At 75.3% G+C, this 21,089-nt stretch carries 20 protein-coding genes and 1 pseudogene; 14 read left to right on the top strand and 7 right to left on the bottom strand.

The annotated features are described in order from the left end of the window. Window positions 1–14: 14 nt before the first annotated feature. Complete coding sequence (locus tag PGN05_RS01160) at window positions 15–368, top strand: DUF4440 domain-containing protein (protein WP_419750408.1); 354 nt, start codon at window positions 15–17, stop codon at window positions 366–368. An 83-nt stretch (window positions 369–451) separates the two neighbouring features. On the opposite strand, the gene PGN05_RS01155 is transcribed toward PGN05_RS01160, so the two are convergent. Together PGN05_RS01155 and PGN05_RS01150 are read right to left on the bottom strand one after the other, a co-directional pair. Then, window positions 452–1,678, bottom strand: coding sequence for an MFS transporter (locus PGN05_RS01155; RefSeq protein ID WP_419750406.1), 1,227 nt, complete (start codon window positions 1,676–1,678; stop codon window positions 452–454). Between the two features lie 125 nt (window positions 1,679–1,803). Continuing rightward, complete coding sequence (locus PGN05_RS01150) at window positions 1,804–2,724, bottom strand: LysR family transcriptional regulator (RefSeq protein WP_419750404.1); 921 nt, start codon at window positions 2,722–2,724, stop codon at window positions 1,804–1,806. A gap of 86 nt (window positions 2,725–2,810) precedes the next feature. Here PGN05_RS01150 and PGN05_RS01145 point away from each other — a divergent pair, with 86 nt between their 5' ends. Genes PGN05_RS01145 through PGN05_RS01125 form a run of 5 tightly spaced genes read left to right on the top strand, consistent with a single transcriptional unit; the run spans window position 2,811 to window position 8,080 of the window. After that, on the top strand, window positions 2,811–3,815 hold the full coding sequence (locus tag PGN05_RS01145) for a cyclase family protein (protein WP_419750403.1): 1,005 nt from the start codon (window positions 2,811–2,813) through the stop codon (window positions 3,813–3,815). 11 nt (window positions 3,816–3,826) lie between these two features. Next, on the top strand, window positions 3,827–4,957 hold the full coding sequence (locus PGN05_RS01140; RefSeq protein ID WP_419750402.1) for an FAD-dependent oxidoreductase: 1,131 nt from the start codon (window positions 3,827–3,829) through the stop codon (window positions 4,955–4,957). A 22-nt stretch (window positions 4,958–4,979) separates the two neighbouring features. Continuing rightward, entirely contained in the window at window positions 4,980–5,918 is a 939-nt protein-coding gene (locus tag PGN05_RS01135) for a VOC family protein (RefSeq protein ID WP_419750400.1), read from the top strand. Further along, a complete protein-coding gene (locus PGN05_RS01130; protein WP_419750398.1) occupies window positions 5,918–6,880 on the top strand; it encodes a fumarylacetoacetate hydrolase family protein in 963 nt (320 codons plus the stop codon). The genes PGN05_RS01135 and PGN05_RS01130 overlap by 1 nt, the downstream gene beginning before the upstream one ends. A 15-nt stretch (window positions 6,881–6,895) precedes the next feature. Further along, entirely contained in the window at window positions 6,896–8,080 is a 1,185-nt protein-coding gene (locus tag PGN05_RS01125) for an alpha/beta hydrolase family protein (protein WP_419750396.1), read from the top strand. A gap of 35 nt (window positions 8,081–8,115) precedes the next feature. Here the strand turns inward: PGN05_RS01125 and PGN05_RS01120 are convergent, their stop codons facing one another. From PGN05_RS01120 to pgi, 3 genes are read right to left on the bottom strand one after another with little or no spacing between them, the layout of a single operon-like run. Next, a complete protein-coding gene (locus PGN05_RS01120) occupies window positions 8,116–8,985 on the bottom strand; it encodes an alpha/beta fold hydrolase (protein WP_419750395.1) in 870 nt (289 codons plus the stop codon). A 49-nt stretch (window positions 8,986–9,034) separates the two neighbouring features. Beyond that, on the bottom strand, window positions 9,035–9,919 hold the full coding sequence (locus tag PGN05_RS01115; protein WP_419750394.1) for an ABC transporter substrate-binding protein: 885 nt from the start codon (window positions 9,917–9,919) through the stop codon (window positions 9,035–9,037). A 14-nt stretch (window positions 9,920–9,933) separates the two neighbouring features. Beyond that, window positions 9,934–11,577 (bottom strand): glucose-6-phosphate isomerase, encoded by a 1,644-nt coding sequence (gene pgi / locus PGN05_RS01110; protein ID WP_419750392.1) that lies wholly within the window; start codon window positions 11,575–11,577, stop codon window positions 9,934–9,936. A gap of 183 nt (window positions 11,578–11,760) precedes the next feature. Between pgi and PGN05_RS01105 the strand changes: the two genes are divergently transcribed. From PGN05_RS01105 to PGN05_RS01095, 3 genes and pseudogenes are all read left to right on the top strand, one after another. Beyond that, entirely contained in the window at window positions 11,761–13,245 is a 1,485-nt protein-coding gene (locus PGN05_RS01105; RefSeq protein ID WP_419750391.1) for a SulP family inorganic anion transporter, read from the top strand. Continuing rightward, window positions 13,245–13,412 (top strand): annotated as a pseudogene (locus PGN05_RS01100) (MerR family transcriptional regulator); the annotation flags it as partial. The gene PGN05_RS01105 and the pseudogene PGN05_RS01100, both read left to right, overlap by 1 nt. Before the next feature lie 65 nt (window positions 13,413–13,477). Next, window positions 13,478–13,639, top strand: a complete 162-nt coding sequence (locus tag PGN05_RS01095) for a hypothetical protein (RefSeq protein ID WP_419750667.1) — start codon at window positions 13,478–13,480, stop codon at window positions 13,637–13,639. A 74-nt stretch (window positions 13,640–13,713) separates the two neighbouring features. Here PGN05_RS01095 and PGN05_RS01090 read toward each other — a convergent pair whose 3' ends face one another. Next, window positions 13,714–14,457 (bottom strand): GAF and ANTAR domain-containing protein, encoded by a 744-nt coding sequence (locus PGN05_RS01090; RefSeq protein ID WP_419750390.1) that lies wholly within the window; start codon window positions 14,455–14,457, stop codon window positions 13,714–13,716. Window positions 14,458–14,634: 177 nt separating this feature from the next. Next, complete coding sequence (locus tag PGN05_RS01085) at window positions 14,635–16,182, bottom strand: DUF4389 domain-containing protein (protein ID WP_419750389.1); 1,548 nt, start codon at window positions 16,180–16,182, stop codon at window positions 14,635–14,637. Between the two features lie 215 nt (window positions 16,183–16,397). On the opposite strand from PGN05_RS01085, the gene PGN05_RS01080 reads away from it, so the two are divergent. The 5 genes from PGN05_RS01080 (at window position 16,398) to PGN05_RS01060 (ending at window position 20,983) form a co-directional block, all read left to right on the top strand. Then, entirely contained in the window at window positions 16,398–16,991 is a 594-nt protein-coding gene (locus PGN05_RS01080) for a hypothetical protein (protein ID WP_419750387.1), read from the top strand. After that, on the top strand, window positions 16,988–17,254 hold the full coding sequence (locus tag PGN05_RS01075; protein ID WP_419750386.1) for a PLDc N-terminal domain-containing protein: 267 nt from the start codon (window positions 16,988–16,990) through the stop codon (window positions 17,252–17,254). The genes PGN05_RS01080 and PGN05_RS01075 overlap by 4 nt, the downstream gene beginning before the upstream one ends. A 71-nt stretch (window positions 17,255–17,325) precedes the next feature. Continuing rightward, a complete protein-coding gene (locus tag PGN05_RS01070; protein WP_419750385.1) occupies window positions 17,326–19,728 on the top strand; it encodes a phosphatase PAP2 family protein in 2,403 nt (800 codons plus the stop codon). Further along, window positions 19,725–20,348, top strand: a complete 624-nt coding sequence (locus tag PGN05_RS01065) for a phosphatase PAP2 family protein (protein ID WP_419750383.1) — start codon at window positions 19,725–19,727, stop codon at window positions 20,346–20,348. Before PGN05_RS01070 ends, PGN05_RS01065 begins: the two co-directional genes overlap by 4 nt. Before the next feature lie 155 nt (window positions 20,349–20,503). Next, the gene (locus PGN05_RS01060) at window positions 20,504–20,983 is read left to right on the top strand and encodes a pyridoxamine 5'-phosphate oxidase family protein (protein WP_419750381.1); all 480 of its coding nucleotides are present in this window, start codon (window positions 20,504–20,506) and stop codon (window positions 20,981–20,983) included. Window positions 20,984–21,089: the final 106 nt, after the last annotated feature.

Below are 21,089 nucleotides of genomic sequence, written 5' to 3'. Positions count from 1 at the left end.
GGCACCCTGGACCGGTGACCGCCGACGATGACGAGCTGGTGGCCGTGGTCGAGCGCGAACGGTCGCTGCTCCGGCCCGTGGTGCGCGCCGACCGCGCCCGCCTGGAACGGCTGCTGCACCCCGACTTCGAGGAGTTCGGCGCCTCGGGTCGGGTGTGGGACCGCGACGCGATCATCGACGCGCTGGTGTCGGACCCCGCACCGTCGGGCTCTCCGGGCGCGTTCACGCCGATGCGGCTCGCCGTGGACGCCGTCCTCGTCACCTACCGCGTGGACGGGGACCGCCCGTCGCTGCGCAGCTCGATCTGGCTGCGGAACGGCCCGGCCGGCTGGCAGCTGCGCTTCCACCAGGGCACCCCGCTGCCCTGAGCAGCCGGCGGGGACGGACCCGACGCGCCGCCGGCCGGCCGCCTCCCGAGGGAGACGGCCGGCCGGGACGGGGACCGGAGCGGTCAGTGCGCGGCTGCGCCGACCGGCCGGGCGGACCGGACCCCGACCGCGGCGACCACGGCGAGCGCCCCGACCACCGCGAGCGCCGTTCCGAGACCACCGATCGCGCCGCTGAGACCCAGGACCGCCAGCGGGCAGACGAACTGGCCGATGAACATGGCCGACGTCCAGACGCCGGTGCCGCGGCCGCGCTGCTCGAAGGTCAGCGAACCCAGCGCCCAGCTGAGCAGCGCGGGCAGCAGCAGGCCGTTGCCGAAGCCCGTGACCACGGCGAACACGACGACCATCGGCACGGAGCTTGCCAGCCCGAGACCGACCAGCCCGAGACCGGAGAACGCGAACGCCACGGGGACGGTCACCGCCGGGCCGAGGCGGGCGACCCGCCCGAACAGGAAGGCGCCGACCGCTGTGCCGAGCGAGCCGATCGCGCTGACCGCGCCGATGGTGCCGGTGGACTCGACCCCGATGCCGTCGAGCACGAACGACAGCTCCACGATCAGCACGTAGAACACCAGGCCGCCGAACAGCGAGACGCCGACCGGTGCGGCCAGCTGCCGCCACGGCAGCGGCGGCAGCTGCGTCGTCCGCGCGACGGGGGTCGGCTGCCAGACGTACTTCGCGGCCGCGGCCGCCAGGGGCAGGCTCACCGCGTACAGCCAGAACGGGGTCCGCCAGTCCTGGGCACCGAGCGCACCGCCGAGGCCGAAGAAGAGGGTGGCGGCGACGGTCGTGAAGACCACCTGCAGCCCGAAGTAGCGCTCGCGCGTGGCGCCGGAGAAGTAGTCGGCCAGCAGGGTGGTGCAGCAGGTCATGATCGCGGCCTCGGTCAGGCCGACGAGGACCCGGCTGGCCACGATCAGCTGCAGGGAGTCCAGCCAGAGCGGCGCGGTCCCGGCGAACGCGTAGGCGACCAGCGCGCCGACCAGCAGCCGCTTGCGCCCCACCCGGTCGACGATCCGGCCGGCGATCATGGCGGTCAGGCCGATGACCAGGGCCGGCGCGGTGAGGACCACGGGCGTCAGGGTCTCCACACCCGGCGTGCCGGCGAAGGCGTCCTGGATGCGCGGCAGCACGGGCGCCAGGAGGACCGCGCCGAGCACGGCCAGGCAGCTGGACAGCAGGAGGACCAGCGCCTGCGGCCGGCCAGCCGGACGACCGGTGGCCGGGTCGACGGCGACCTCGCCGTCGAGCGGCGCCGCAGGGGGTGAGCTGAGGGCACGATCCGACACGGACATCTCCGGGGGTGGCAGGCGCCGGTCCGGTGACCGGCGTCACTGGCGGAGCAGTCTGCGGACGCCGGCGCCCATCAGGGAACGGCCGATCGCTGATGGGATGTATCAGTGCGGTGGATGATTCAACCGACCGGGTCGGTGGCCTGCCGGGCCGCCCGCACCACCAGGTCGCGGAAGAACCGGTGCTCCGGGTCGCGGTCGTAGACCGGGTGCCACCACATCGCCTCCAGCAGGGGACCGACCTCGAACGGCGGCGGCAGCGCCCGGACGCCGACATCCAGGGGCAGCAGCTGGACCAGCCGCTCCTGCAGCAGCGCGATCCGCCCACTGCCGGCGACCAGGCTCGGCACGGTCAGGAAGCTCTCCGTGACCACCTGGACCCGCGGCTCGATGCCGAGCATCCGCATCTGCCGCGCGGCCGGGGTGGACGCCGTCGGCCCGTGGTAGGTCGCCACCCACGGCATCGACTCCAGCTGTTCGACGGTGAGCGACTCCCCCACGTCGGCGTTGTCGGACGAGACCACGAGCACCCACCGGTCGCGGTAGAGGTCGGCGTACGGCAGGTCCGTGAGGAAGCCGCGCGGCAACAGCATCAGGTCGGTGTTGAGCAGCGTCTGCTGGGCCTGGTCGACCGCGTCCGGGGTGTTGTGCGCCAGCCGCAGCCGCGCTCCCGGCGCCTCCTCCTCCATCAACCGGGCCAGCGCGTCCCCGAAGACGGCGCAGCCGTAGTCGCTGACCAGCAGGGAGAAGTCGCGGGTCGACTGGCCGGGGTCGAACTCCGGCCGGGCGGTGAACACCCGCTCCACACCGTCCAGCGCCACCCGCACCCGCGGCTTGAGCTGCGCGGCCAGCGGGCTCAGGCGGTACGAGTTGCCCACACGTGCCAGCAGCTCGTCACCGAAGTGCCGGCGCAGCCGGGCCAGGGAGGCCGACAGCGCCGGCTGGCTCAGCCCCAACTGCTGGGCCGCCCGCGTGACGCTCCGCTGCTCGAGCAGGGCGTCCAGGGACACCAGCAGGTTGAGGTCGAGGCTGCCCAGGTTCACGGCTGCGCAGCCTATAGACGGCGCTGATGACAGGCATCACCCATTCGGTCTTCCCTGATACCCTCTCGCGCCCGACCGTAGGAGACGTGACCCGCGCCACCGACGTCCCCCCGCCGGACCGCACCGACCCCGAGGGTGCCATCGCCGCCGCGGCGAAGCGCTGCTCCAACTGGGGCCGCTGGGGTGCCGACGACGTGCTGGGCACCCTGAACTTCCTCGACGAGGCCAAGCGGGTCGAGGGCGCCCGGCGGGTCCGACGCGGGGCGAGCTTCTCCCTGGCCCAGTCCTTCGACACGGACGGCCCGCAGAAGGGCTGGCGCCGGCGCACCAACCCGGTGCACACGATGACCGACACCGGCACCGACGCCGAGCGCGGCGTCCAGGGCTTCCCGCACGGCATCGGCGGCGCCGACGACGTCATCTTCATGCCGCTGCAGGCCTCCACCCAGTGGGACGGCCTGGGCCACATCTTCGACCACGGCATGGCGTACAACGGCCGCCGCGCGGGTGACGTCGTCACCAGCGACGGCGACCGGGTCACCGGGATCGAGACCACCGCGGCGCTGTTCGCCGGCCGCGGCGTCCTGCTCGACGTCGGCCGCGCGATCGGCACCGACGGCGAGCTGCCCGACGGCTTCGCCATCACCGCCGAGCACCTCGAGGCCACCATCGCCGCCCAGGGCGAGTCGTCCCGGGTCGGCCGCGGCGACCTGCTGCTGGTCCGCACCGGCCGGCTCACCCGCGCCCGCCGCGACATCGCCGAGGGCCGCGGCTGGGGCGACTACGCCGGCGGTGCGGCTCCCGGGCTGTCGTTCACCACCGCCGACTGGCTGCACGGCAGTGAGATCGCCGGCATCGCCACCGACACCTGGGGCTTCGAGGTCCGCCCCAACGAGTTCGACGTCGCGTTCCAGCCGCTGCACCAGGTCGCCATCCCGAACATGGGCCTGTTCATCGGCGAGATGTGGGACCTCGACGCGCTCGCCGCCGACTGCGCCGCCGACGGTCAGTGGGACTTCTTCCTCACCGCCGCACCCCTGCCCGTGACCGGCGCCGTCGGCGCCCCGGTCAACCCGATCGCCGTCAAGTGAGGAGCACGCCCGTGCCCGCCGTCAACTCGGTCCTCGTGGTCGGTGCCGGTCTGGCCGGCACCGCCACCGCCATCCGCCTCGCCGAGGCCGGCGTGGCCGTCGACCTGGTCGAGATCAAGCCCGACACCCGCGCCCTCGGCTCCGGCATCACGCTGCAGGGCAACGCGCTGCGCGAGCTGCGCACCCTCGGGGTCTGGGAGCAGGTGCAGGCCAGCGGCTACGCCTTCGACGTCACCGGCATCCGCGCCCCCGACCCGGCCGGCACCGTCGTCGCCGAGATCCCCGACGCCAAGACCGGCGGCCCCGACCTGCCCGCCGCCCTGGGCATGTCGCGTCCTGAGCTCGCGCGGATCCTCGTCGACCGCGCCGCGGAGGTCGGCGTCAAGCTGCGGTTCGGGGCCACGCACACCGAGCTGCGCCAGGACGCGGACGGCGTCGACGTGACCACCTCCGACGGCGGCACCGGCCGCTACGACCTCGTGGTCGGCGCGGACGGTGTCCGCTCCTGGACCCGCCGCGCCCTGGGCATCGACCTGGAGACGACGTCGGTCGGCATGGGCATCTGGCGCGTCTTCGGCCCCCGCCCGGCCAGCGTGACCCGCACCGACCTGTTCTACGGCGGGCCCTCGTTCATCGCCGGCTACTGCCCCACCGGCGAGGAGACCCTCTACGCCTACATCGTCGAACCCGCCCAGGACCGCTCCACGCTCACCCCCGAGCAGCAGCTGGCCACCATGCGGGAGCTGTCGCAGGCCTACCACGGCCCGTGGGACGAGATCCGCGGAACGCTGACCGACCCGAGCCGGGTCAACTACACCTGGTTCGAGACCCATGTCCTCCCGGCGCCGTGGAACCGCGGCCGGGTGGTGCTGATCGGCGACGCCGCACACACCTGCCCGCCCACCATCGCCCAGGGCGGCGCGCAGGCGCTCGAGGACGCCTACGCGCTCACCGACCTGCTGCTCTCCCGCGACGCGGTCGACGACGGCCTGTGGAACGCCTTCACCGCCCGCCGCTTCGAGCGCGCGAAGACCGTCGTCGACGCCTCCAACCAGGTCGCCCAGTGGCAGCTCGACCACGTCCAGGGCGACATCCACGCGCTGATGCGCACCATCACCCAGCTGACCAGCCAGCCCGCCTGAACCGAAGCACCCGGAGATCCCCGTGACCCAGCGCCTGATCACCCACCTGCGGCACGTCGACCTGGCCGTGCCCGACTACGGCCAGCAGCTCGACTTCTACACCGGCACCTGGGGGCTCACGGCCGAGCACAGCGACACCGGCCTGACCTTCCTCGCCGCCGAGGGCAGCCCCGAGCAGTACGTCGTCCGGCTGCGCGAGTCCGCCGACAAGCGGATCGACCTGATCTCCTTCGGGGCGGGGAGCGCCGCCGACGTCGACACCCTCGCCGGCCGGATGGCCACTGACGGGGTCCAGCTGGTCACCGAGCCCGGTGACCTGCAGACCCCGGGCGGCGGCTACGGGTTCCGGTTCTTCGACAACGAGGGCCGCACCGTCGAGATCAGCTCGGACGTCGCCGTCCGGCAGCACCGGCAGATCGAGGCAGGCGAGTCGATCCCGGTGCGGCTGTCCCACGTGGTGATCAACTCGGCCGACCCCGAGGCGACGGTCGCCTTCTACGACCGGCACCTCGGCTTCTCGCTGTCGGACACCCTCATGCACCCCCGGATGGGCAGCATGATGTGGTTCCTGCGCACCAACCCCTGGCACCACAGCATGGCGATCGCCCGCGGCCCGCACCCCTCGCTGCACCACGCCTCGTTCGAGCTGCGCGGCATCGACGAGTACATGCGCGGCACCGGCCGGGTGCTGCGCGCCGGGGTGGAGAAGATCTGGGGCCCGGGCCGGCACCTGGCCGGCAACAACACCTTCAGCTACTTCCTCGACCCCAATGGCAACACGATGGAGTACACGACCGAGCTGGAGGTGGTCGACGAGGACACGTGGCACCCCCACCTCTACGACTTCACCGACCCCGAGGTCTCCGACCAGTGGGGGACGGCCAACGCGATGAACGAGTTCGTGGCCGCTCGGTCCTTCAACGACCCGGACAAGGGCCTGTTCGTGGCCCCGCCGGTCTGATGCGCTTCGCCACCTGGGAAGCCGACGGCCGGGTCCGGGCCGGCGTCGTCAGTGACGCCGGGCTGCACGAGCTCCCCGCGCGGACGACGGTGCTCGACCTCGTCCGTGCGGGGCTCCCGGCCGCGCTCGACGTCGGCGAAGTCGCCCTCCGGCGCCCGGCGGTGTCGCTGGCCGACGTGCGGCTGCTACCCCCGCTGGCCGCGCCGACGGTGCGGGACTTCGTCGCGTTCGAGGAGCACGTGGAGGGCATGGTCGCCCCGAGCGGCGAGCCGGTCCCGCCGGAGTGGTACCAGGCGCCGACGTTCTACTTCACCAACCCGTACGCGCTGGTCGGGGCCTTCGACGACGTCGCCGTCCCGCCGGGCTCGCAGCGCTTCGACTTCGAGCTGGAGGTGGCCGTCGTCGTCGGCCGGGACGGCGCCTCGCTGACCCCCGAGCAGGCCCGCGAGCACGTCTTCGGCTACACGGTCCTCAACGACTGGTCGGCCCGCGACCTGCAGGGCCGCGAGATGGCCGTCAAGCTCGGCCCGGCGAAGGGCAAGGACTCGGCCACCACCCTGGGCCCGTGGCTGGTGACCGCCGACGAGCTCGAGCGGTACCGGGACGACGAGGGCTTCCTGAACCTGGACATGCGCGTGTCGGTCAACGGCACCGAGGTCGGCCAGGACCTGCTGTCCAACATGGGCTGGCCGTTCGAGGAGCTGATCGCCTACGCCTCCCGCGGCACCGAGGTCCGCGCCGGCGACGTGCTCGGCTCGGGCACCTGCGGCAACGGCGGCTGCCTCGCCGAGCTCTGGGGCCGCCGGGGCGAGCCGACCCCGCCCCCGCTGCGCCCCGGAGACGTCGTCGAGATGACCGTCGAGGGCGTCGGCACCATCCGCAACCGCGTCGTCGAGGGGCTCGACCTGCCGCCGGTCCGCCCGGCCCGCCCACGCCAGCGGACCCGCAAGCGCCTTCCCTGATCGAGAGGAACCCCCGTGTTCGAGTACTTCCCCACCGGGCCCTACACCTGGAACCTCGGCGTCGTCGCGACGCTGAACTCCGGCGGGCTGATCGACGAGGTGGACCGCGCCTGCCGGCCGATCAAGGACGCCGCGAACGCCGGTGAGGACGCCGGGACGCCGGAGTTCCTGCGGGCCTGGACCGCGCTGACCGACCAGCTGGTCGGGCAGGCCGAGGAGGCGGAGAAGCTGGGCCACACCCGCACCGCCGGGCAGCTGTGGTTCCGCGCCAGCAACTACCTGGCGCAGGCCGAGCGGATGCTGGCGCACTCCGACCCGAACCGGGTCCCGACCTACCGGCGGATGCTCGAGCTGGCGCAGCGGGCCTTCGCGACGCACAGCCCGCGGGTCTCCCGCGTGGAGATCCCCTACGAGGGGACGACGCTGCCGGCCTACCTCAGCACCGCGCCGGCCACCGACGACGGCCCCGCCCCGGTGGTGGTGCTAGTCAACGGGCTGGACTCCACCAAAGAGCACATGTACGCCTCGAACCACTGGGCGGAGCTGGCCGCCCGCGGCATCTCCTGCCTGATGCTCGACCAGCCCGGCACCGGCGAGGCGCTGCGGCTGCAGGGGCTGACCGCCCGCATCGACACCGAGGTCTGGGCCGGCGCGGCCGTCGACTGGCTCGAGCAGCGCCCCGACGTGGACGCCGCCCGCATCGGCGTCGTCGGCTGGTCGCTGGGCGGCTACTACGCCCCCCGCGCCGCGGCGTTCGAGAAGCGGTTCGCGCTCTGCGTGGCCTGGGGTGCCAACCACGACTGGGGCGCGGTCCAGCGCCGCCGCAAGGAGCGCGAGGGCGAGCGCCCGGTCCCCCACTACTGGGAGCACGTCCTGTGGGTCTGGGGCCACGAGGGCGACGAGGACGACCTCGACCGGTTCCTCGACTTCGCCGACGACGTCCACCTCGACGGCGTCGTCGAGCGCATCACCGTGCCGTTCCTCGTCGCCCACGGCGCGAACGACCGGCAGATCCCGCTGGAGTACGCGCACCGCTCCTACGACCAGGCGGTCCACTCACCCAAGCGGGAGCTGCGGGTGTTCACGCCCGAGGAGGGCGCGACCGAGCACATCGGGCTGGACCACCTGCCGCACGTGAGCACGTTCGTCGCCGACTGGGTCGCCGACACCTTCGCCGAGCTCGACGCCGCCGGCGGCTGACCGGGAGGCCCGACCGGCGGCCGGACCGCCTCCGGTCAGGCGGCGGTGCGGGCGCCGGTCAGCCGGCGCAGCTCCCGGCGCATGTCCGCCGGGCGCTCCAGCGGCAGGAAGTGCCCGGCCGGCAGCTCGCGGTAGCGGGCGCCGGGCACGGTGGCGGCGGCGGCCCGCACGTCGGCGACGTCGACGAGCGGATCGGAGGAGCCCGCGAGGAACGTCACGGGGCACGTCAGGGGCGACAGGTCCAGCGGGGCGTGGTCGGCCACGGCGACGGCCAGGTGCCGGAACCACGACCAGTCGTTCTCGGCGAACTCGGCCGCCACCTGGACGACGGTGCCCAGCCGGCCGGCGGGGTCGTCGCCGCCGGCCGGCAGCAGCGCCGCCTGCCACGGCTGGACGGTCCGGGTGATCAGCGGCAGCAGCGGTCCGACGAGGGGCAGCAGCCGGCTGCCCAGGCGCCCGGCCCGGGGCCGCAGCCGCCGCGGAACGCCGAAGGGCGCGAACAGGGACGAGAAGGAGCCGCCGGGGACGCCCGCGACGGCCAGGACGCCGTCCACCCGGTCCGGGTCCTCCAGCGCCAGCTCGAAGGCGACGTTGACGCCCAGGGACCAGCCGACGGCGGTCGCCGACCGCAGGCCGAACGCGTCGAGCACGGCCCGCGCGTCGGCGACGTGGTCCTCGACCTGGACCCGGGCCGGGTCCCGGGGCCGCTCGGAGTCGCCGAGGCCGCGGTGGTCCCAGCCGACGACGCAGAACTCGTCCGGCCGCCCGACGACCTCCGGCCAGGCCGAGGCGGGCGCGCCCAGTCCGTTGCACAGCAGGACCGGGGTGCCGCTGCCGCCGGTGCACCAGGCCCGCAGGCGGGTGCCGTCCGCGCCGCGCACGGTCAGGGAGGGAACGCGGTCCATCGGGCCACTCTCCCGCGACCGCGGTGCCGTCCGGGCCGGGTGTGAGGGATCAGACACCGGTCCCCGACGGCCGGGCGACCCGGCCGGGGGGCGGCTCGGGGACGGCGTCCGGGTGGAACGCCCAGCCCAGGGCCTCGATCCCGTCGACCAGCCCCGGGCCGGCCTGCACCACGTGCGCCGCCGAGTCGATCGCCAGCAGCGGCACGCCCGGGAGCCGCCCGGCCACGGCGGGGCACTGGTCCAGCGCCGCGGCGAGGTCCATCCCGCACGGCGCCACCACGACGAGGTCCGCCGGGGGCAGGTCGCGCCACGCCGCGGCGACGCTGCGGCCGCCGTCCCCCGCGCCGACCGGGTCCCCGCCGGCCCGGCGGACGAGGTCGGGCACCCAGTGGCCGGGCAGGAAGGGCGGATCGGTCCACTCCAGGACGAGCACCCGGGGCCGCGGCCGGCCGGCGACCGCCCGCTCGACGGCGGCGAGGCGGGCCCGGAGCCCGGCGACCAGCGCCTCGGCGGCAGCCGGGACACCGGCCGCGGACCCGACCGCGAGCAGCGCGTCCAGCACCTCGTCCAGCGTGTGCGGGTCGACCGCGAGCACCGCGGCGGAGATGCCCAGCGCCCGGCAGGCGTCCTCGACGGTCCCGGCTGGCAGCGCGCACACCCGGCAGAGGTCCTGGGTCAGGACGAGGTCCGGAGCGGCCGCGGCGAGCGCGGCCCGGTCCAGCTCGTACAGCGGCAGGTCCCGGCCGACCCGGTCGCGGACCCAGGCGTCGACCTGCGCCGGGGACAGCTCCGCGGGCAGCGCGGTGTCGACGACGACGGGAGCGCGCTCGCGTGCCGCGGCGGCGCACTCGAAGGTCACCGCGACGAGCCGGTCGGCGAGCCCGAGCGCGGTCACCATCTCGGTCGCGGCCGGCAGCAGCGAGGCGATCCGCACGCCCGGCCCGCCGCTCACACCGGGCGGCCGCGCAGCCGGCGGTACTCCGTCACCAGTGCCGTCGTCGAGGCGTCCTGGTCGACCTCCGGCGCCTCGGCGGAGGTCAGTGCCGGCTCCAGCTGGCGGGCCATGACCTTGCCCAGCTCGACCCCCCACTGATCGAACGAGTCGATCTGCCAGACCACGCCCTGGGTCATCACGGTGTGCTCGTAGAAGGCGACCAGCTGCCCGAGGGTGGCCGGCGTCAGCTTCGGCGCCAGGATCGTCGTCGAGGGGCGGTTGCCGGGCATCACCTTGTGCGGCACCAGCTCGGCGGGGGTGCCGTCGGCGGCGACCTCCTCGGCGGTCTTCCCGAACGCCAGCACCGCGGACTGGGCGAACAGGTTGGCCATCAGCAGGTCGTGCATCTCGCCGATGTCGTGGTTGGGCTCGCCGAACCCGATGAAGTCCGCGGGCACCAGCGTCGTCCCCTGGTGCAGCAGCTGGTGGAAGGCGTGCTGGCCGTTGGTGCCGGGCTCGCCCCAGTAGACCTCGCCGGTCGACGTCGTCACCGGCTGCCCGTCCCAGCGGACCGACTTGCCGTTGCTCTCCATCGTCAGCTGCTGCAGGTAGGCCGGCAGCCGGGACAGGTACTGGCTGTAGGGCAGCACGGCGTGGGTCTGGGCGCCGAAGAAGTCGGTGTACCAGACGTTCAGCAGCCCCTGGAGCACCGGCAGGTTGGCCTCGAACGGCGCCGTCCGGAAGTGCTCGTCGATCGTGGCGAACCCGGCGAGCATCTCGTCGTAGGCGTCGGGCCCGATGGCGACCATCAGCGAGAGCCCGATCGCCGAGGTGAAGGAGTACCGGCCGCCGACCCAGTCCCAGAACTCGAACATGTTCTCCGGGTCGATGCCGAACTCGCGCACCGCCTCGGTGTTGGTCGACACCGCGGCGAAGTGCTGGGCGACGGCGGACTCGTCGCCGCCCAGCCCCTCGAGCAGCCAGTCGCGGGCCACCGTCGCGTTGGTCAGCGTCTCCAGGGTGGTGAAGGTCTTGGAGCACACGACGAACAGCGTCTCGGCCGGGTCGAGGTCGCGGCTGGCCTCGGCGAAGTCGGTCGGGTCGACGTTGGAGACGAACCGGGCGGTCAGGTCGCGGTCGCTGTAGGCCCGCAGCGCCGTGTAGGCCATCGCCGGACCCAGGTCCGAGCCGCCGATGCCGATGTTGACGACGTTCCGGATCCGCCGTCCGGTGTGCCCGACCCACTCCCCCGACCGCACCCGGTCGGCGAAGGACCGCATCCGCGCCAGCACGGCCGAGACGTCGCCGGTCACGTCCTGCCCGTCGACGGTGAGCCGCCGATCCGCCGGTGCGCGCAGCGCCACGTGCAGGACGGCGCGGTCCTCGGTGGGGTTGACGTGCTCGCCGCGGAACATCGCCTCGATCCGCTCCCGGAGCCCGACCCGCTCGGCGAGGGCCACCAGCAGCCGCAGCGTCTCCTCGGTCACCCGGTGCTTCGACCAGTCCAGGTAGAGGTCGCCGGCGCGCCCGGACAGCCGGCGTCCGCGGTCGGGGTCCTCGGCGAAGAGCTCCCGCAGGTGCCGGCCGGCGAGCGCGCGGTGGTGCTCGGCCAGCGCGGCCCACTCGGGGGTGGCGGTGGGGTCCACGGACGTGGTCATGGTGCCTCCGGGCGGTCGGGTCTCCCCAGCCTGGTAGGCGGGGTGCCACCAGCACAAACGCCGCTCGGTGACGAACACCTCAGCACCCTCCCCTCACGGGAGGGTCGGGTGGGCCGTGAGACTGGGAGCCACTACCCGCGCCGCTCCTCCCTCCCTCGGCGCCTGCAGACCGAGAACGGACCCATGCCCTCCTCCCCCGCCCTGGCCCTGCCGCGCCTGCGCCGCCCCGCCTGGCTGTCGCCTCGGGTCGCCCGCACCGAGGTCCTGGCCGGTCTGGTGGTCGCCCTCGCCCTGATCCCCGAGGCGATCAGCTTCTCGATCCTCGCCGGGGTCGATCCGCGGGTGGGCCTGTTCGCCTCGTTCACGATGGCCGTCGTCATCGCGTTCACCGGCGGGCGGCCGGCCATGATCAGTGCCGCGACCGGCGCCGTCGCGCTGGTCGTGGCGCCGCTGGTCCGCGACCACGGTCTCCAGTACCTGCTCGCCGCGGTGATCCTGGGCGGCGTCTTCCAGGTGCTGCTCGCCGCGGCCGGCGTCGCCCGGCTGATGCGGTTCGTCCCGCGCAGCGTGATGGTCGGCTTCGTCAACGCGCTGGCGATCCTGATCTTCAGCGCCCAACTGCCGCACCTGATCGGCGTCCCCTGGCTGGTGTACCCGATGGTCGCCGGGGGCCTGGCGGTCATCTTCCTGCTGCCCCGGCTGACCACCGCCGTCCCGGCGCCGCTCGTGGCGATCATCGTGCTCACCGCGATCACCCTCGCCGCCGGCCTGGCCCTCCCGGACGTCGGCGACGAGGGCGCGCTCCCCGAGAGCCTGCCGTTCCTCGCCCTGCCCGACGTGCCGCTCACCTGGGCCACGCTGACCACCGTCGCCCCGTACGCGCTCGGCATCGCCTTCGTCGGGCTCATGGAGTCGCTGATGACGGCCAAGCTGGTCGACGACCTCACCGACACCCCCTCGGACAAGACCCGCGAGTCCTGGGGCCAGGGCGTGGCCAACGTGGTCACCGGCTTCACCGGCGGCATGGGCGGCTGCGCCATGATCGGCCAGACCATGATCAACGTGAAGTCGGGTGCCCGCACCCGGCTGTCCACCTTCCTGGCCGGCGTCTTCCTGCTCGTGCTGGTCGTGGCGCTCGGCGACGTCGTCGCGCTCATCCCGATGGCGGCGCTGGTCGCGGTCATGGTGTTCGTGTCCATCGCGACCTTCGACTGGCACAGCCTGCGGACGCTGCACCGGATGCCGCGCAGCGAGACGGCGGTGATGCTCGCGACGGTCGCCGTCGTGCTGCTCACCTCCAACCTCGCGATCGGCGTCGGCGTCGGCGTCCTGGTCGCCTGCGTCCTGTTCGCCCGCCGGGTCGCGCACCTGGTGTCGGTGACCAGCGAGGCCACCGCCGACGGCACGCGGGTCTACGCGGTGCACGGCGCGCTGTTCTTCGCCTCCAGCAACGACCTGGTGCACCGGTTCGACTACGCCGGCGACCCGGCCGACGTGGTCGTCGACCTCTCCGACGCCTCCGTCTGGGACGCCTCCACCGTCGCCGCCCTCGACGCCGTCACGCACAGGTACGCCTCCCGCGGCAAGATGGTGACGATCGTGGGACTCGACGAGCACTCGGCGTCGCGCTACGAGCGGCACACCGGTCAGCTCGCCGGGGCGCACTGATGGCGGCCACCGGACGGGCCGACTTGCTGCAGATCGGCCAGGTCGCCGAGCGGACTGATCGGAGCCTGCGCATCATCCGCTTCCACCAGGAGCAGGGAGTGGTCCGGCCCACCGCCCGGTCGGACGGCGGGTTCCGGCTCTACAGCGCGAGCGACCTCGCCCGGTTCGAGATCGTCAAGCGGATGAAGCCGCTGGGGTTCACCGTCGAGAAGATGCGCGCGAGCTGCTCGCAGTGCTCGCCCGGCTCCGGGCCGGCGACCGTCGTGACCTCGTCGACCGGCTGCGTGCGTTCTCCGAGGCGGCGACCGCCCGCGTGACCGCGCTGCGCGAGCAGCTGGCGGTCGCCGAGGGGTTCGCCGGGGACCTGGCCGACCGGCTGGCCGCGACCCCCTGATCCCGGCGCGGGCGCCCGGCCGCGGCAGCGCGGTGGCCGCAGCGCGGCCGCGGCAGCGCGACCCGGCCGGGAGGTCAGTCCTGGGGAGCCCGGCCACCGGCCGCCCCGGCCCGCTGCACCGCCGCGACCAGGTCGACGGCGAGGTCGCGGAGCTTGCGGTTGGTGCGCTGGGACTCCGTCGCCAGCCAGGTGAACGCCTCGTCGGCCGAGCAGTGGTGCCGGGCCATGAGGACGCCCTTGGCCTGCTCGATCACCGCACGAGACTGCATGGTCAGCCGGACGTCGCGCGGAGCGCCGGCGGGCTGCCCCTTGGTGACCGCGCCGGCCGCGTAGCCGGCCAGCGCCCGGGCCAGCTCCACCGCCACCGGGCCCAGGCCACCGGCGGTGGTGCGGTACACGGTGAGCGCGCCGCCGGTCCGCCCACCGGTCGGCAGCCCCACCGCGAGCACCGCGGTGACGCCCCGCCGCCGCGCCAGCCGGGCGAACTCCCGGTGGCCACCCTCCGCGGCGGTGTCCTCGACCGTCACGGTGCCGCCGGTGCGCGCGGCCGCCACGCTGGGCCCGCTGTCGGCCGCGTACTGCTGCTGGTCGAGGCTGGCGGCGAGGTCCCCGGTCGCCCCGACCGAGAGCAGCCGGCCGGACCGGGCCAGGGTGACCGAGGCTTCCCCGGGGGGGTCCAGCAGGCCGGCGGCCAGCCGGGCGACCAAGGCGAGGGTCGCCGGCAGCGGCCGGGCCTCGAGCAGGACGCGGCTCAGCTCGGCGAACGCCGCCTCCGGCTCACCCGGCACCCCGGGCGGCCCGTCTCCGTGGAGCACCATGGGAAGACCTCGATCTCCTCGAGCCGGCCGCCCGCGCCGCTGGGGACGACGGCGCACACCGTCCCCCCTCCGGCGTCCGCGCGACAGCCCTTCCGGCGCGCCGCTCGCGATCGCGTCACGAGGGGTTGCCGGCGCCGGGGCGCAGCGGGCCGCCGGTCGGGCGGGGGATCCGGCGGGTCACCGCTCGTCCGCCGGCGGCGAGCCGACCGGCCGCTCGCTGTCGGGGGCACTGCGGGGCACCGGCGGGCCGGCGGCCGGCCACGGCTGCGGAGCGGGCGGGACCGGCGGTGCGGGCACGGCACCGGGGCCGGCCGGCGCCCGGCGGACGGCGAGGGCCACGAGCAGCACCCCGATCGCCAGCAGCACGACACCGGCCGCCAGCAGGCCGCCCCACAGCCACGGGAGGGCCGGTGCGGTGACGCCGGCGCGCGCGTCGACGTCCACCCCGGCGGCCCCGTCGGCCCGCATGACCACCACGGTCCAGTCGCCGTCGGCCGGCGTCCACTCCAGCACCTGGGTGCCGGCCCCCTCGGCGCGGGCCACCCAGAAGTCCTCGGCGCCCGGCGTCCCGGCCGGCGCGCCCCCGGGGTTCTCCCGGCCCTCGTCGAGCCCGCCGTCGGGGCCGAGCTCGTCGATCTCCCGGTACCCCACGCCGTCCAGGTAGCGGGCCGCGTCGGCCGCCCGGGCCACCCCGACGAAGACCTCGTCGGCGGGGTCGGCCCCGGTGACCTCGATCCGCGCGTCGCCGAGGACCTCGTCGAGCACCCACCGGTCGCCCGCCGTGTCCAGCGTGAGGTCCTCCACGGCCAGCGCGTACGCGCCGGTGGACAGGTCGTCGGTCGGCGTCGACAGGTAGCCGTCCTCGCGCTGGGTCTGGTCGGCCCAGGCCAGGGCGGTCCCGCCGACCAGCAGGCCGCTCGAGACGAACAGCAGCAGGGCACCGGCGACGAGGGCGACCACCCGGCCGGCGCTCCACCCGGCGTCCGGGGGCGCGGCCGCGACCGGTGCGCCGGCCGGCGGCGGGCCGACCGGACCGACCGGGCGGGTGCCGGGGTCGGCGCCGCCCATGTCCAGCCGGAACGGCGGGTACCGGTCGGTCATCAGCGCGACGTAGGCCGCGACCCGCAGCACCCAGCGGTCCATGCCCAGCACGAAGTCGTAGACCGGCACCGGGTAGCGCCCGGTGAACAGCAGCACGATGGCGGCGACGAGCACGAGCAGCCCGACCAGCCCGCCGGCGCCCCAGCCGTCGTCCCACGCCCCCGCGTCCGCAGCCGAGGTGCCGATCCAGACGCCGCCACCGGCGAACAGGGCCACGATCAGCAGGTGCGGCAGCGCGAGCAGCCAGCTCTTCACCAGCACCAGCCCGCGGGAGAGCCGCTCGGGGTAGGGGACGTCGAGCCGGGCCGGGTAGTCCGGGACGTCGGCCAGCGTGAACGGCGGATAGCGGTCGGTGCCCAGGGCGGCGTAGCCGTAGTAGTGCACGCGCCAGCTCCAGCGCAGCACCCCGAGGGCGTAGTCGAACAGCGGCCGCGGATAGCGACCGGTGATCAGGATGGCGAACCAGGCCACCACCGTCGTGACGATGAAGCCGAGCCACAGGAAGGCCAGCACGACCGCGTGCGGCAGCAGCAGCAGCCACTTGACCAGCCACAGCCAGCGCGACAGCGGGGCGTCCAGCACCGCGTCGACCCGTACCGGGTGGTTCCTGTCCGGACCGTTCACGGCGCCTCCCCGCCCCGTGAGTGCTGCCAGCCTCCGACGCCTCCCGGGGCCGGGCAGCGGTCGAACGGCACCGGTCCCCCGGGACCAATGCCTCCGTCCCTCCCCGCCCGCGGCCCGGCGCCCGCGCCCGATCGGGACCTGCGGCCCTGCCGGGCCGGTCCTCGCCCGGCGAGGCTGGACCGGCGACGGCGGGAACCCGCGGGAGGAGGTGTCCGGTGGCCGAGGCGCGGAGGACGCCGCACCGGGGCATCCGGCGCTTCACACTGGGCCGCGGCCCGCTCAAGCGCGGCAGCGACCGGCTGGAGTGCGCCGCCCGTGTCCTGCTGGTCCTCGTGGCGGTGCTGTCGGTCCCCATCGCGCTGGCCGTCGGGACCGGGCTGCGCGCCGACCTGCAGGAGACCGCGGCCCGGCAGGCGGCCGAGCGCACCCTCACCACGGCGGTGGCGACCGCGGACGCCTCGGTCCGCAGGGGCGCCGCCCTCGGGGGGAGCCCCGTCGTGCCCGCGTGGTGGACGACACCGGACGGCGCGGTCACCGAGGGGGACGCGCGGGCACCCGCGGGCACGGGCGCCGGCGAGGTCTTCGAGATCTGGGTGACCGCCGACGGGCGCCAGGCCGGGCCGCCGCTGACGTCCCGGGAGGCGACCCAGAGCGCCGTCGTCCTGACCCTCGTCGGCTGGACCGGCGCCCTCGCCGCCACCGGGCTGCTGCACGTGGTGCTGTGCTGGCTGCTCGGCCGCCACCGGGCCCGCGACTGGGCGCGCGAGTGGGCGGCGGTGGAGCCCACCTGGACCCGGCGGGTCCCGTGACCGGCCTCCCCGAGGGCGACGGAGCCGTGCCCGGACGGCGGCGGCGGCGGTGGCAGGACCTGACCGGGCGCCAGCGGGCGGTCCTGCTGGGCCTCGGGATCGTGCAGTGGGTCCTGGCCGCGACCGCGTGGCGCGACCTGGCCCGCCGCCGGCCGGCCGAGGTGGCCGGGCGCAAGGGCGTGTGGGCCGTGGTCATCGGGATCAACTGGGTGGGGCCGATCGCCTACTTCGGCTGGGGCCGCCGGAGCGGCACCGGCTCCTGAGCGGCGGCGGGCCGTCCGGCCTGCCGCGCGACCCTGCTGACCGGGAGCGCTGCGAGGTGCACCCTGGAGGCGTGACCTCGCGCGTCGAGTCCCCGGCGGTGCCGGGCGTCCGCGCACCGGGCGGCGTGCGCAGGCCCGTGCAGCGGCACGCCGTGGACCTCGTGCGCGTGGTCGCCGGGCTGGCGGTGCTCGGCCTGGGCTTCCTCATCGCGCAGCGCGGCCAACTGCCGGTGCTGGAACGCAACGTCTTCCAGGTGGTCAACGACCTGCCGGCGGAGGTCTTCCCGGTCGTCTGGGTGGTCATGCAGCTGGGCAACGTCGCGGCCGTCCCGGTGGTCGCCGCGCTGGCCGCGCTGACCCGTCGGCTGCGGATGGCCCGGGACATGCTGGTCTCGGGGGTCCTCGCCTACCTGGCCGCCGACCTGGTGAAGAGCGTCGTCCAGCGGGAGCGCCCCGGCGGGTTCCCGCTCGACGCGAACTTCCCCGAGGGCCCGGTCGGCGGCCTGGGCTTCATCAGCGGGCACTCCGCCGTCGCCGCGGCGCTGGCCACCGCCGTCGTCCCGTACCTGCCGCGCCGGGCCCGCCGGACCGCGTGGGTGCTGGCCTGGACGGTGGCCCTGGCCCGCGTGTACGTCGGCGCGCACCTGCCGCTGGACATCCTGGGCGGGCTCGGCGTCGGGTGGGCGATCGGCTCGCTGGTGCACTGGGCGTTCGGCGTGCCGCGGCTGGAGGTGCCGCCCGACCGCGTCGCGCGGTGGCTGCAGCACTACGGCCTGCCGGTGCGGGACGTGCGACCGGCCCGGGTGCAGGCGCGCAGCTCCATCCCGTTCGAGGCGGTCGACGAGCGCGGCCGCCTCCTGTACGTGAAGTGGCTGGAGCCCGACCGCCGCGAGCGCGACTGGCTGTACCGGCTGTGGCGGCTGCTCGCCGTCCGGGACGTGAAGGACGCCGACGCCGTCGCACCCCTGGGCCAGCAGGCCGAACACGAGGCGGTCGCCGCGATGATCGCCCGGGAGCGCGGCGTCCACGTGCCGCCGGTCCTGCTGGCCCGCGGCAAGGACCGCGGCGCGATCGTCGTGCAGCAGTGGCTCACCGGCCGCGGCCTGGACGAGCTGCCGGCCGACGAGCTGACCCCCGAGCTGCTGGGCGCGGTCTGGCAGCAGGTGGCGCTGCTGCGCGCCGCCCGGATCGCCCACCACGACCTGGTGGCCGCCAGCGTGCTGGTCGACCCGGACGGGCGGCCGTGGGTGGTGGACTTCGGCAACGCGCTCACCGGCGCCTCCGACGACGCCCTCGCCGGCGACGTCGCCGAGCTGCTGGCCTCGCTGTCCCTGCGCACCGACCCGCTCCTGGTGGTGGGGTGCGCCATCGACGCCCTCGGGTCCGACGCCGTCGCCGCGGCCCTGCCGGGGCTGACCCCGATGAGCCTCACGGCGGCGACCCGTGCCGGGGTGCGGGCCGACCCCGACCGGCTGGCCGCCCTGCGCCGCGCGCTACGGGCGCGGCTGGGCCTGCCCGACCCCGACCGGCCGGAGTTCGGCCCGCCGGGTCCCCTCGCCCGGCTGGCCGTCGGGGCCGGGTCCGCGCTGGTGCTCGTCGGTGTGCCGGTGCTGGCCGGCGCCACGGAGTTCTTCGACGTGCTCGAGGACGGCGGCTGGCGCTGGCTGGGCGCGGCCCTGGCGTTCGCCGTGCTGGCCCGGGCGGCCAACGCCGCGGCGGCGCTCATGACCGTCGAGCGCCGGCTGGCGCTGGGGCGCACCTACGCCGCCTCGCTGGTCGCGGAGTCGGCGTCCCTGCTGCACGGCAGCGAGGGGTGGCGCCGGTCGGCCTCCCGCTTCCTGGAGCGGGCGGGGGTGCTGCCCGACGACGCGCGGCGCTCGACCGGCCGGTACGTCGTCGGGGCGGTGGTGGCCGCGGGCGTGGTGGCCGGCGGGATGCTGATCATGGCCGTGGTGGAGGGCCACCTGGGGAAGTGGGACGCCCCGGATGCGCTGGCGGACGCCGTCGCGCTCGGGGTGGCCGCCTGGGCGCTGGTGTTGGTCGGCCAGCGGCTCGCCGGCCGCCACGACACCGCTCCGGGTCCGCGCCGGCGGCTGCCCTCACTGCTGGCCACCCTGGTCCGCATGCCGACCGGGGACCCGTGGCGGTGGGGCGGGCAGTTCGGCTGGTCGATCGCCGGGGTCCTCCTCGAGGCGGCGACGCTGGCCGCCGCGATGCACGCCGCGGGGGGTGCGGTGCCGTTGCTCGCCACCGCCAGCGTCTACGCCGCGATGCACCTGCTGTGGTCGGTGGTTCCGGTGACAGGGGCGCCGGGCGCCGCGGAGGTCGGCCTGCTCCTGGCGCTCACCGCCCTCGGCGCCCCCCTGGCCAGCGCCTGCGCGGCCGCCCTCGCCTTCCGGGTGCTGACCTTCTGGGTCCCCGCGGTGATCGGCTGGCTGCTGACCGCGCGCCTCGAGCACCGCTTCGGCGCGTGAGCGCCCGCCGCCGGCCGCGGGACGCCGTCACGGCGGCGGGCGGAGCCGCGGTCGCCGTCCTCTGCTCGTGGGCGGTGGCCTCCGGCGAGGTCGGAACGGCCGAACGCGCGGTGTTCACCTGGGTGAACGGCTGGCCGGACGTGGTGGAGCGGCCGTTGTGGGCGGTCCAGCTGCTCGGCGTGATCGCGATGCCGCTGCTGGTCGCCGTGCCGGCGCTGGTGCTGCGGCAGTGGCGCCTGGCGCTGGCCCTGGTCCTGCTCGTGCCGCTGAAGCTGCTGGTCCACGGTGAGCTGGTCAAGTCGCTGGTGCAGCGCGAGCGGCCCGGCTCGGTCATCCCCGGCGCGATCCTGCGGGAGGTCCCGTCGGCCGGGATCGCCTACCCCTCGGGGCACGCGGTCGTCGTCGCGGGGATCGTCGTCCTGCTGGCGCCGTACGTGCGCCGTCGGTGGCTCGAGCTGCTCGTCGTCCTCGCCGCGCTCGTCTGCGTGGCCCGCGTGTACCTCGGCGCGCACGCCCCGCTGGACGTGGTCGGCGGCGCCGCGGTCGGGGTGGCGATCGCCGGTGCGCTCAACTGGGTGGTCGGCGTGCCGGACCGCCGGGTGCGCGCCGCGTCGTCCTGAGTCGGTCCACGCGCGGGACGACCGTCGCTCCGGGTCGGGACCAAGGTCCCTGCGCCCGGGCGCCCGGTCCGGCCGAGAGTCATGGAGCCCGCCGCCGGCGGGGCACCCCGACCCCCCGCGGCCCCGTTCCGCCCCAGGCGACCAGGGAGGTCCCCGTGCCGCCCAGCGTGCACGACCACGCGGTCGAGGAGCTCGACGACCCCTCATGCCGGGCCCTGGTCCGGACCGCGCGCCTCGGCCGGGTCAGCTACACCCGCGACGCCCTCCCGGCGATCCAGCCGGTGACCTTCTGCGTGCACGGGGACCAGGTCGTCATCCCGGCGCGGCCACACAGCCCGCTGGTGTCCGGTACCCGGGGCGCCGTGGTCGCCTTCCAGGTCGACTCGATCGACGCGGACACCTGCACCGGGTGGACCGTCACCGTCGTCGGCCCGTCCCGGTCGGTCACCGACCCGGCCGAGGTCACGGTGCTCGACGCGCTGCACTGGCCGGTCTCGTACCGCCGGCCCGACGCCTGCTACATCAGCATCGCCATGGCCCTGCTGACCGGCTGGCGGGACGGACCGTTGCCCCGGGCACCGATCGTGCCACCGCGCGACGACGGACCGCGCCGCCTCGCCGCCCCCAACGGCTGAGCGGCGCCCCCACACCTTCCGCACACCCAACGGCCGTGGCAGTCTCGGAACTCCCGAGCCTGATGGGACGACGATGCCTCCGGAGCCGCCCGCGGAGCTGGACCCG

The sequence above is a fragment of the Geodermatophilus sp. CPCC 206100 genome, from assembly GCF_048569675.1.
Classification (GTDB): Bacteria; Actinomycetota; Actinomycetes; order Mycobacteriales; family Geodermatophilaceae; genus Geodermatophilus.
Note: the sequence above shows the minus strand (reverse complement) of the source record. Positions and strands in the feature narration are given on the sequence as shown.

What these genes read in the sequence shown, in the direction of transcription:
- PGN05_RS01130 (WP_419750398.1), top strand. Translation starts at nt 5,918, where the DNA reads ATGCGCTTCGCCACCTGGGAAGCCGACGGCCGGGTCCGGGCCGGCGTC.
- pgi (WP_419750392.1), bottom strand. Translation starts at nt 11,577, where the DNA reads ATGACCACGTCCGTGGACCCCACCGCCACCCCCGAGTGGGCCGCGCTG.
- PGN05_RS01090 (WP_419750390.1), bottom strand. Translation starts at nt 14,457, where the DNA reads ATGGTGCTCCACGGAGACGGGCCGCCCGGGGTGCCGGGTGAGCCGGAG.
- PGN05_RS01105 (WP_419750391.1), top strand. Translation starts at nt 11,761, where the DNA reads ATGCCCTCCTCCCCCGCCCTGGCCCTGCCGCGCCTGCGCCGCCCCGCC.
- PGN05_RS01120 (WP_419750395.1), bottom strand. Translation starts at nt 8,985, where the DNA reads ATGGACCGCGTTCCCTCCCTGACCGTGCGCGGCGCGGACGGCACCCGC.